The sequence below is a fragment of the uncultured Cetobacterium sp. genome (genome assembly GCF_947039425.1).
Lineage (GTDB): Bacteria > Fusobacteriota > Fusobacteriia > Fusobacteriales > Fusobacteriaceae > Cetobacterium_A.
This window is the reverse complement of the sequence record NZ_CAMQYW010000047.1, coordinates 1-10,326: the sequence shown is the minus strand read 5'-3', so window position 1 is coordinate 10,326 and position 10,326 is coordinate 1. Positions and strand designations below refer to the sequence as shown.

At 28.1% G+C, this 10,326-nt stretch carries 10 protein-coding genes and 1 pseudogene; 5 read left to right on the top strand and 6 right to left on the bottom strand.

Annotated elements, in window-relative coordinates:
- Positions 1 to 249 precede the first annotated feature (249 nt).
- The gene (locus Q0V09_RS04365) at positions 250 to 891 is read left to right on the top strand and encodes an OmpA family protein (RefSeq protein ID WP_297487333.1); all 642 of its coding nucleotides are present in this window, start codon (positions 250 to 252) and stop codon (positions 889 to 891) included.
- Positions 892 to 1,014: 123 nt separating this feature from the next.
- Entirely contained in the window at positions 1,015 to 1,572 is a 558-nt protein-coding gene (locus Q0V09_RS04360; RefSeq protein ID WP_297406042.1) for an HdeD family acid-resistance protein, read from the top strand.
- Positions 1,573 to 1,609: 37 nt separating this feature from the next.
- Here Q0V09_RS04360 and Q0V09_RS04355 read toward each other — a convergent pair whose 3' ends face one another.
- Both Q0V09_RS04355 and Q0V09_RS04350 read right to left on the bottom strand, forming a co-directional pair.
- On the bottom strand, positions 1,610 to 1,969 hold the full coding sequence (locus Q0V09_RS04355) for an FMN-binding protein (RefSeq protein ID WP_297406043.1): 360 nt from the start codon (positions 1,967 to 1,969) through the stop codon (positions 1,610 to 1,612).
- 10 nt (positions 1,970 to 1,979) lie between these two features.
- Positions 1,980 to 3,533, bottom strand: coding sequence for a bifunctional UDP-sugar hydrolase/5'-nucleotidase (locus tag Q0V09_RS04350; RefSeq protein ID WP_297406044.1), 1,554 nt, complete (start codon positions 3,531 to 3,533; stop codon positions 1,980 to 1,982).
- A 197-nt stretch (positions 3,534 to 3,730) separates the two neighbouring features.
- Between Q0V09_RS04350 and Q0V09_RS04345 the strand changes: the two genes are divergently transcribed.
- Positions 3,731 to 4,603, top strand: a complete 873-nt coding sequence (locus tag Q0V09_RS04345; protein ID WP_297406045.1) for an RluA family pseudouridine synthase — start codon at positions 3,731 to 3,733, stop codon at positions 4,601 to 4,603.
- Between the two features lie 9 nt (positions 4,604 to 4,612).
- Here the strand turns inward: Q0V09_RS04345 and Q0V09_RS04340 are convergent, their stop codons facing one another.
- Together Q0V09_RS04340 and Q0V09_RS04335 are read right to left on the bottom strand one after the other, a co-directional pair.
- Positions 4,613 to 5,215 carry a DedA family protein gene (locus tag Q0V09_RS04340; RefSeq protein ID WP_297487331.1) on the bottom strand — a complete coding sequence of 201 codons (603 nt, stop codon included), beginning with the start codon at positions 5,213 to 5,215 and terminating at the stop codon, positions 4,613 to 4,615.
- 58 nt (positions 5,216 to 5,273) lie between these two features.
- A complete protein-coding gene (locus Q0V09_RS04335) occupies positions 5,274 to 5,699 on the bottom strand; it encodes a heme-binding protein (protein ID WP_297406047.1) in 426 nt (141 codons plus the stop codon).
- A gap of 277 nt (positions 5,700 to 5,976) precedes the next feature.
- Between Q0V09_RS04335 and gap the strand changes: the two genes are divergently transcribed.
- Together gap and pgk are read left to right on the top strand one after the other, a co-directional pair.
- A complete protein-coding gene (gene gap, locus Q0V09_RS04330; RefSeq protein ID WP_297406048.1) occupies positions 5,977 to 6,984 on the top strand; it encodes a type I glyceraldehyde-3-phosphate dehydrogenase in 1,008 nt (335 codons plus the stop codon).
- 90 nt (positions 6,985 to 7,074) lie between these two features.
- Entirely contained in the window at positions 7,075 to 8,274 is a 1,200-nt protein-coding gene (pgk, locus tag Q0V09_RS04325; RefSeq protein WP_297406049.1) for a phosphoglycerate kinase, read from the top strand.
- A gap of 253 nt (positions 8,275 to 8,527) precedes the next feature.
- Here the strand turns inward: pgk and Q0V09_RS04320 are convergent, their stop codons facing one another.
- Complete coding sequence (locus Q0V09_RS04320) at positions 8,528 to 9,937, bottom strand: hypothetical protein (protein WP_297406050.1); 1,410 nt, start codon at positions 9,935 to 9,937, stop codon at positions 8,528 to 8,530.
- Between the two features lie 11 nt (positions 9,938 to 9,948).
- Positions 9,949 to 10,326 (bottom strand): annotated as a pseudogene (locus Q0V09_RS04315) (class I mannose-6-phosphate isomerase); the annotation flags it as partial.

Genomic DNA, 10,326 nt, shown 5'->3' with positions numbered 1-10,326 from the left:
CTTGCGGCCCCCTGCTCCCAAGGCAGGTGCGCTACCTGACTGCGCTATATTCCGAAGGTTATTTTATTTCGTGTTGTTTTGAACTGTTGTCCCTCAACACAAGATTATTATAGCACCGCATATATTTTTTGTCAATAAACTTTTTTAATTTTTTAATTTTTTTTTAAAGGATTAAAATTTTAATACTTGAATAATTCTTTATAATTATAATCTTTCATGATAAAATTACCATTATATAAGGAGGGATTTATGAAAAATAAAAAAGTTTTATGCACTATTCTCTTATCTGGAACTCTTTTTGGAGCTTGTACTGCTGCTGATCCATATGCTCCTAGTAGAACAGGAACAGGGACTGCAGGTGGTGCAGCTTTAGGTGCTTTACTTGGACAAGTTATTGGTCAAGATACAAAAGGAACTTTAATTGGAGCTGGCGTTGGTGCCCTTGCTGGATTAGGTTGGGGAGCTTATAAAGATCATCAAACACAAGAGCTTAGAAATAGACTAAAAAATACTGATGTCACTGTATCAGATGAAGGAAACTATATTAATCTTAATTTACCTGGAGGCGTTACTTTCCCTACAAATGGGTACATTATAGGAAGAAGCTTCTATGGTCCATTAAGTGATATTGCTTCAGTTTTAAAACAATACCCTGAAACTAGAATACAAATCAGTGGACATACTGATAATACTGGTACATATAACTACAATATGGATCTTTCTTTTAAAAGAGCCGAAAGTGTAGCAAACTTTTTAGTAAGACAAGGAGTTCCCATGAGTAGAATATCAACTATGGGATATGGTCCTGACAGACCTATTGCTAGTAACTCTACAGTTTCTGGGAGATCTCGTAATAGAAGAGTGGAAGTTCAAATATTCCCAGCATATTAATTTAAAATCTAAACCTATTTTAAAACATTATTTTTAAAATGGGTTTTTTTAATACATACCTCTTGACTTTAATGTTCTAAAGTAATATTATTATTTATAATCTATAATAAGGGGATGATATTTATGAATAATACTATTTTTCAAAATTTTAACCAAAAAGTTTCAACAGCTTTAATTTTTACAGGTATTCTTTACTCTATTATTGGAATACTAGGTCTTATTAATCCTTTGGTTTTTTCTGTTTACTTAGTTTATATTTTAGCTTTTTTCTTTTTAGTTAATGGTTTTAATAATTTTGTAAAAGGTATTAAGTTTACTGATGTAGCTGGATTTCATTGGGCTTTATCTATCTTTTTAGGAGCTATTGAAATTTTATTAGCTATTTCTCTTTTCTTTACACCATTTATTTCACAAATTTATATGATTTTATATGCAGGGATATTCTTAATTATCAAAGGTATATTTATCCTAGTAAATGTAATATCTCATAAAAAAGCTTTTCCTACATTATATTCTCATAATTTAGGATCTGGACTTATTGATTTATTATTTGGTGTTTTGCTTCTGTTCTTACCTATATTTTCACAACAATTTTTATTCCTTGCAGTAGCTTGGTATATTTTATTCTGTGGAATTAACTTAATTGTAAGTGCTATTTCTTTAAAAAAAATGAATAAATAACAAACTAAAAAGGCTGAAATTAAAAATTCAGCCTTTTTTAAAATTTAATATTTTCTATTGCATTTTTTAATCCTTCTTTATATCCATTAGATGTATATGTTGCTCCACTTACACCATCTATTTCAGAATTTTGCTTAATAATTGTTTGTCCTTTTAATTTTTCTATAGCTGGATCTGCTATCGGTGGAGTATCTATATGTTTCACTTTAACTCCTAAAATTTTAAAAGAGTCTTTTTTAGATTTAACTTTTATATTAATTGTCATTTGTCCATTATATCCCTCTCCAACTCCTGAAAATTCCTTAGGTTCTGGTTTGTTCGCATCAACTACAGCAAGTATCAGTCCCAATCCCAAAAATCCAATTATACAATTTTTTCTTAATAATTCTTTCGTCATATCTTCCCCTTTATTTTATTGGTATTAATCTAGGTTTAATTTTTTCTCTATTTTGTATCCCTTCTTTTTGTATATATTCAATAAGAACTTCATCTAAACCTCCAAAATGCCCTACTTCTTTTCCTTTACTTAAACTAGAATACCCATCTCCACCAGCCGCCATAAAATCATTTGTTGCTATTATATATTTTTTTGTAGGATCTAATCTTTCAGCTCCAATTTTAATTTCTAAAACTCTTCTATATTCTGGATTTTTAATATTAAATTTTACTGTCATTCCTGCTATTTGAGCCATTCCTCCTAAAGATTCTGGATATGATCTTAATCCATGTTCAATAGCTTTTTGTAAATTTTCTCCTGTTATCTCTTTTGTTATAACATAATTTCCAAAAGGAAGTACTGATATAACATCTCCCACTGTTACTTCTCCTGGATTAATCGATGCTCTTATTCCTCCACCATTTGTTATTGCAACATCTGCACCTGTTTTCCAAATCATTGAGTCTGTAATTAATTGAGATAAATTTGTTTCTCCTGTTCTTACAAAAGCTCTATTTCCTTGTAATAACACTGAAGATTCTCCCACTTTTACACTTGTTATCATCTCTTGTTTTTTAGAAATTTCATCTATTTTAGATTTTACTAAAATATCTTCTTGAACTGGATTATCTCCTTTTAATATTATATCTTTTGTATATAACGTATAATCTATTGCTTCATTTTTATTTTTTAATTTATCTAAATCAACTTTTACTACTCCTACATTTTTTGCATATTCTCCAGTTTGAACAATCGTTACTCCATTTACCACTTTTTTTTCTGCTAATTCAGTGTGACTATGTCCATCTATTATTAAATCTATTCCTGGAACTGCTTCAGCAAGACCAATACTCTGATATCTCTTTTCAGTACTAGAATCTTCTCCTAAGTGTGTTATTACAACTATAAATTTAACTCCCTTTTTTTTCATTTCTGAAACAATTTGCTTTGCTGTTTTTATAGGGTCTACAAATTTTATATTCTCTACATTTTTAGGATTTGTTTTATAGTATGTTTCTGGTGTTGATAATCCAAAAAAACCAACTTTTTTACCATCTATTTTTTTTATATCATAACTTGTTGCTAAGGGGCTTCCTGTTCTTTTATCTATTACATTAGCTGCTAATGTTTTATATTTCCCAAGAGATATTAACTCCTTTAACCTTTCTGTTCCATAGTTAAAATCATGATTTCCTAAAGTCATATAATCAAATCCAGAAGCATTTAGGACTTCCACCATTGATTCCCCTTTTGTTAATGTTGCGAAAGTTGTCCCGTGAAGGGTATCTCCTGCATCTAAAAGTAAAACATTACCATTATTTTTATCTTGTTTTAAAGCTTTGGCTATTGTAGCTACTCTTGCTAAACCTACCCCGTCATACTTTCCCTCTTTGACTCTTCCATGTATATCATTTACATGTACTAATGTTAGTTCATATTCTCCATCTTTAGGCTCTAATACACTACATGCTGACAATCCTAATATTAAACTCATCAATCCTAATATTTTAGCACTTTGCTTCATCTTCCCCTCCTATTATTCCCACAACATATTTACCTTTATTTAGAACATATTCTATCACATTAATACATTTTTTCAAAAGAAAAGTATATTTTTTTACAGAATGTTTTTATTAATTTTTCAAAAAAAATCTAATTATTGTAAAATTCTAATTTACGTTATAAAATATAAATAAAACTTATTTATTAGAAAGGAATAAAATGAAAAAATTTACTATTGAACCTGAATTTCATAATATGAAAATTTCTTTATATTTAAAAGAAAAGGGATACTCAGGAAGAGGAATTAGAAATGTTGAAGTTTATCTTAATGGAAAAAGAGTTAAAACTACAAAACTAGTTAAAAAAAATGCAAAGCTTCTTGTTAAAGAAAAAGATAAAGAAGTTGGAATTAAACCTATTCAAATGAATTTAAGTGTAATTTATGAAGATAAAAACCTACTTATTATTGATAAAGAATCAAATTTAGTTGTCCATCCTACTACTAAAAAAACTGATATAACCTTAGCTAATGGTGTCATTTACTATTTACAGGAACAAACTGGAAAAATCCAGCCACCAAGATTTTTCAATAGATTAGATATGAATACAACTGGTCTTATTGTTGTAGCTAAAAATGCATTTACTCAGGCATTTTTACAAGCTGATAAAGAAAGAATATCGAAACATTACCAAGCTATTGTTAAAGGAATCGTTTCAGAAGATGAAATGACTATTGAAATACCTATTGGAAAAGAGGGAGAAGATTTAAGACGTAAAGAAATGAGTGTTGAAGAAGGTGGACAAACAGCTAAAACTCATATGAAAGTTTTAGAAAGATTTCCAAATGAAAATTTAACTCTTATTGAATTAGAACTTTTCACTGGAAGAACTCATCAAATTCGTGCTCATATGTCTTTAAATGGTCATCCTATATTGGGAGATGATCTATATGACGGTGGAGATTTAAGAGCTGAAAGACAAATGTTACATGCATTTAAACTTATTTTTACAAATGTTGATAGTGGTGAAAAAATCAAAGTAGAAGCACCCTTACCTAAGGACTTTAGAGAGATCCTTAACAAAACTAAATAAAAATAAGGTCTAAGTTTCATTTCTTAGACCTTTTTTTATTATAAAATATATTCCTACTAAAATTACAATTATTAATATCAAAATTTTAAATCTACCCATTAAATTATTTATTAATTCTTTATGACCTTGGCAATAGTATCCAATAAATACTAATATTGAAACATATATTCCTGATGCTATTCCTGTATAAGTTATAAATTTAAAATAATTCATTTTTACAATTCCTGGTGGGAAAGATATATATTGCCTTATCACCGGAATAAATCTACCAAAAAAAACTATAAAATCTCCCTTTTTTTTAAATAAATTTTCCATTTTTTTAAATTTTTCATTATTTAAAAATAAATATTTTCCATGTTTAAGAATTAATTCTCTACCCAAAAAAGCACCTAAAAAATAATTAATAGAGGATCCAACTATACAGCCCATTGTTCCAACTATTAAAACTATGAATGTATTCATTTCTCCCTGGCCTATTAAATATCCAGCAGGTAGTAGGGCTAATTCAGAAGGAAATGGGATAAAAGATGCTTCTAATGTCATCATTATAAAAATTCCTAAATATCCTAAACTTAGAAAAAAATCTGCAATTTGTTGTAATAATATCTCCATAATACTCTCCTCATAATAAAATACATCTATATTGTATCATGGTATACTTTTAAAGTATTTATATTATTTGAAAAAATTTTAAAGTTTCTTCACAAAGTTTATGATCTAAATGTCCTCCTGGAGCTCCACTAATCCCAATGGCACCAACATATTCATCTACGTCTTTTATGGGATATCCACCACCATAAATAATAGTATTTTCTGTAATTTTTGAAAATTGTTCAAGAGCTGGATTCTCTTTTAAAATATCTACCATTTTCACTGTTGGTATCTTTAATGCTCCTGATGTAAAAGCTTTTTTTAAAGAACTTTCTATGGTTATATAACTTGCTCCATCTCCTCTTAACTGACATTTTACTAAGCCACTTTCATCTGTTATTGTTACTGAAATTTTATATCCATAATTTTCTGCTATTTCTATAGCTTTTTTACAAATATTTATAGAACTTTCTAGATCTATCGATTTTTTTTCAAAAATATTCATTTTAATCACCTCTGATCTTTATTTTTTAACACTACAACTAAACCATTCTTTTGTCAATACTTTAATTTTAATGAAAAAGTAATCATAAAAAGATTAATTTTAGTTCCTCACTATAAATTGACAAATCGAACAAGATAATATATCATTAACTTATAGAAAATAAATAAATCATTTTCTAAAGGAATATTTCTACTTTTTCAGTATCTAATAAAGTAGAAGTAAATTAAAAATATATGAAATTTAAAAACAAAATATAAATTTTTTAGGAGGTTTCCACATGGCAGTTAAAGTAGCGATTAATGGATTCGGAAGAATTGGTAGATTAGCACTAAGAGTAATGGTTAATAACCCTGAATTTGAAGTAGTAGCAATAAACGATTTAACAGATGCAAAAACTCTTGCACACTTATTTAAATATGATTCAGCACAAGGTAGATTCAATGGAACTATTGAAGTTATCGAGGGTGGATTCTCTGTAAATGGAAAAGAAATCAAAGTTTTAGCAGATAGAGATCCTAAAAACTTACCATGGAAAGAACTTAATGTAGATGTTGTTCTTGAGTGTACTGGCTTCTTTACTTCTCAAGAAAAAGCTGGACTTCACTTAGAAGCTGGAGCTAAAAAAGTAGTTATTTCTGCACCTGCAACAGGAGATATTAAAACTGTTGTTTATAATGTAAATCACAATATTTTAGATGGTTCTGAAACAGTAATTTCTGGTGCTTCTTGTACTACTAACTGTTTAGCACCAATGGCTAAAGTTTTAAATGATAATTATGGAATTGTTGAGGGATTAATGACTACAATTCATGCATATACAAATGACCAAAATACATTAGATGGTCCTCATCCTAAAGGAGATTTAAGAAGAGCTAGAGCTGCTGCTGCAAGTATTGTTCCTAATACAACTGGTGCTGCTAAAGCTATTGGATTAGTAATCCCTTCATTAGCAGGTAAATTAGACGGTGCTGCTCAAAGAGTTCCTGTAATTACTGGATCTTTAACTGAATTAATCACTGTTTTAGATAAAAAAGTTACAGTAGAAGAGGTTAATGCTGCAATGGCTGCTGTTGCTAACGAATCTTTCGGTTATACTGAAGAGCCATTAGTATCTTCTGATATCATTGGTATAGAGTTTGGATCATTATTTGATGCTACTCAAACTAAAGTAATGACTGTTGGAGATAAACAATTAGTTAAAACTGTTTCTTGGTATGATAATGAGATGTCATATACTGCTCAATTAATAAGAACATTAAAGTACTTTGTACAAATGTCTAAATAATTGAAATACAGAAAAAAGAATAAATAGAATAGCGGAACTATAAGTTCCGCTTTTTTTTAAAAATATTTTAATTTATTGGAGGATTAAAAAATGGCAAAAAAAATAGTAACTGATTTACATGTTAATGGAAAAAAAGTTTTAATGAGAGTTGATTTTAATGTTCCTATGAAAGATGGAAAAATAACTGACGAAAATAGAATAATTTCTGCCTTACCTACAATCAAACATGTTCTTGATAAAGGGGGAAGAGTTATTGCTTTCTCTCATCTTGGAAAAGTTAAAGATAGTTCTGATTTAGAAAGTAAAAGTATGGCACCTATTGCTGCTAGATTATCTGAGCTATTAGGAAAACCTGTAACTTTTATAAATGCAACTAGAGGAACTGAATTAGAAGCTGCTGTTGCTAATTTAAAAGATGGAGAAATTATGATGTTCCAAAATACTAGATTTGAAGATTTAGAAGGTAAAAAAGAATCAAAAAATGACCCTGAATTAGGAAAATACTGGGCTTCTTTAGGAGATCTATTTATCAATGATGCATTTGGTACAGCTCATAGAGCTCATGCTTCAAATGTTGGAATAGCGTCAAATATAGGTGAAGGAAATACTGCTGCTGGTTTTTTGATGGAAAAAGAAATTAAATTTATTGGCGGAGCAGTTGATGCACCAGAAAGACCTTTAATAGCTATTTTAGGTGGTGCAAAAGTTTCTGATAAAATTGGTGTTATTGAAAATCTTCTTGTTAAAGCTGATAAAATTCTTATTGGTGGAGCTATGATGTTTACATTCTTTAAAGCTTTAGGAAAAAACACTGGAAAATCATTAGTTGAAGAAGACAAAGTTGAGCTTGCAAAATCTCTTTTAGAAAAATCTAATGGGAAAATAATTTTACCAATAGACACTGTTGTTTCTAAAGAGTTTTCTAATGATGCACCACACTCAGTTGTTTCTGTTGATTCTATTCCTAATGATGAAATGGGACTTGATATTGGACCTGAAACTGTAGCCTTATTCACAAAAGAACTTGCTTCTGCTAAAACTGTTGTATGGAATGGTCCTATGGGTGTCTTTGAAATGGCTAATTACGCTAAAGGAACTATTGGAGTTTGTGAAGCTATTGCTAATTTAACTAATGCGACAACTATTATTGGTGGAGGAGATTCTGCTGCTGCTGCTATCTCTTTAGGATTTGCTGATAAGTTTTCTCATATTTCAACAGGTGGAGGAGCTTCTCTTGAATATTTAGAAGGAAAAAAACTTCCTGGTGTTGAATCAATATCAAATAAATAAATTTTTAATGAACTACCACTCATTATTTCTATCAAAAGATGTCTCTTTGAGGCATCTTTTTTTATATATACTTAACTATACAAAAAAAGAAAAGAACTCCGGGGGGGTGGAGTTCTTTTCAATTTATATTTTCTCAATATATATATTTAGGGGGAATATATTAGAGAAAAGGATTTGTCAAAGATAGAATACCATTTTCTAGAACTAGTGTATATATACTTTTTTTGTATTTTACCGTTTCAAAAAAAACATATTATAGTGTACTCAAATTCTCTACTCTTTTTTCAAGTACATATTCTTCTAATAGCAATTCTAGTTCACCTATACTAAACATCTCTAGTCTTTTAAAATTCAAGGTTGTTAAAATTTCTGTATCTGATAAAATAAACTCATATTTCTTTAATTCTACTTTATTTTTAAATTTATAATATAAATATGGTTCTACTGTTATCTCTAAATTAGGATGACACTGCAAAAAACTTTTTAAAATCTTTTTGACATAATCAATACTATAATCTTTTACAAAAGCCATTATTGATAATTTGTTTTGTAACTCTTCTTCTAAGAAAAAATCTATTAAACATTCTGCAACACCTACTTCATCAGAATATATCATTTCTATTTCCAACATTTTAAGTATTCTACTTACTTTTTTAATTATTATATTCATATTTTTAGATGTAGGAGTTTTTCTAACTGAAAAGAAACCATATTTTTTCTTAACAAGTCCTCTTACAAAATATACTTTTAAGTTTTCATAAAGTTTTTCACTAATATCATCTTGAATTGCAAATGTTTTACGAATTTCTTTATAAAAAGTATCAAACATTTTTGATTTTACAACATCATAAGTTCTATAATACTTCACTTTATAAAAAACTGTAGCTAAAAATTTTCTAAAATTTTCTGAAATTTTATCTGAATAATCATTTAAATATTTTTCAATTTCTATAAATTTATCTTTTTCAATTCCTATAGTAAAACTATCATAGCTTATATTATCTCCTTTCCACTTTTCAACAACCCCCATAGAACAAATAGAATAAAAAGAAAAAACAGAAGATTGTCCATCAATTTTTTCTATAATATCTTTATAAAGCTCCATATAATACTCTTCATTCACTATATTAAGTTCATCAAAAAGTTCTTTTCTTTGAACAGATAAAAAATCTCTCTCTAGATAAAGCTTTAATATCTTTTCACAGAGTATTTTTCTAATCTCTTCATTGTCATCTTCTATTAAAAATATACCTTTAGAATTTTTTGATTCTAATAATATTCCTTTTTCTTCAAGCTCTTCTTTTACTATTTTAAAATCTTTAATTGCTGTTGTTCTAGAAACACCTATTCTTTGTCTTTCTTTCTCTAAATTTATATAGCCATATATCAAAAATCTTATGGCAAATATATCTCTTCTTTCCTTTGAAGATAATATATCTAATTGAGAAAAAAAATCTTTTATCTCACCTGTGGAATACTCCAAACTATATATATTATGATGTCTAATCACCTGTTTTAATCCTTTCTCTTTTAAATACTCATTTAATAAATGTATGTTTCTATCTATAGAGTTTAAATCTAAATTTATATATTTTGCAATCTCCTCTATATGTATATCCCCTTGTAATACTATTTTTAGTAATGTTATTATTGTATTAGACATCTTTTCCTCCCTTAAATATAGCTCTTTATTATTTCAACACTTCCTATTATCTCAACACTTTTATTAGCCGGTATAAAATATGTATCCCCTTTTATTATTTTATACTCTTTTTCTTCACATATAAGCTTTCCTGTGCCCTCCAGTATTGAATATATCCTAAAATTTTTATATAACTGGTCATTATATTTGCCATTAATAATAAATTTATCTACAGAAAAATATTCACTTTTTATTAAAGATTCTTTTATTATATTTTTTTCTTCATTTTTTTTTCTAAATTTATCTTCACTTATAAATACCTCTTGTCCAAAATTAATTACATCCATCGCCTTTTTTAAATGTAACTCTCTTTTTTTCCCATTGACTTCTCTATCAAAATCATATATTCT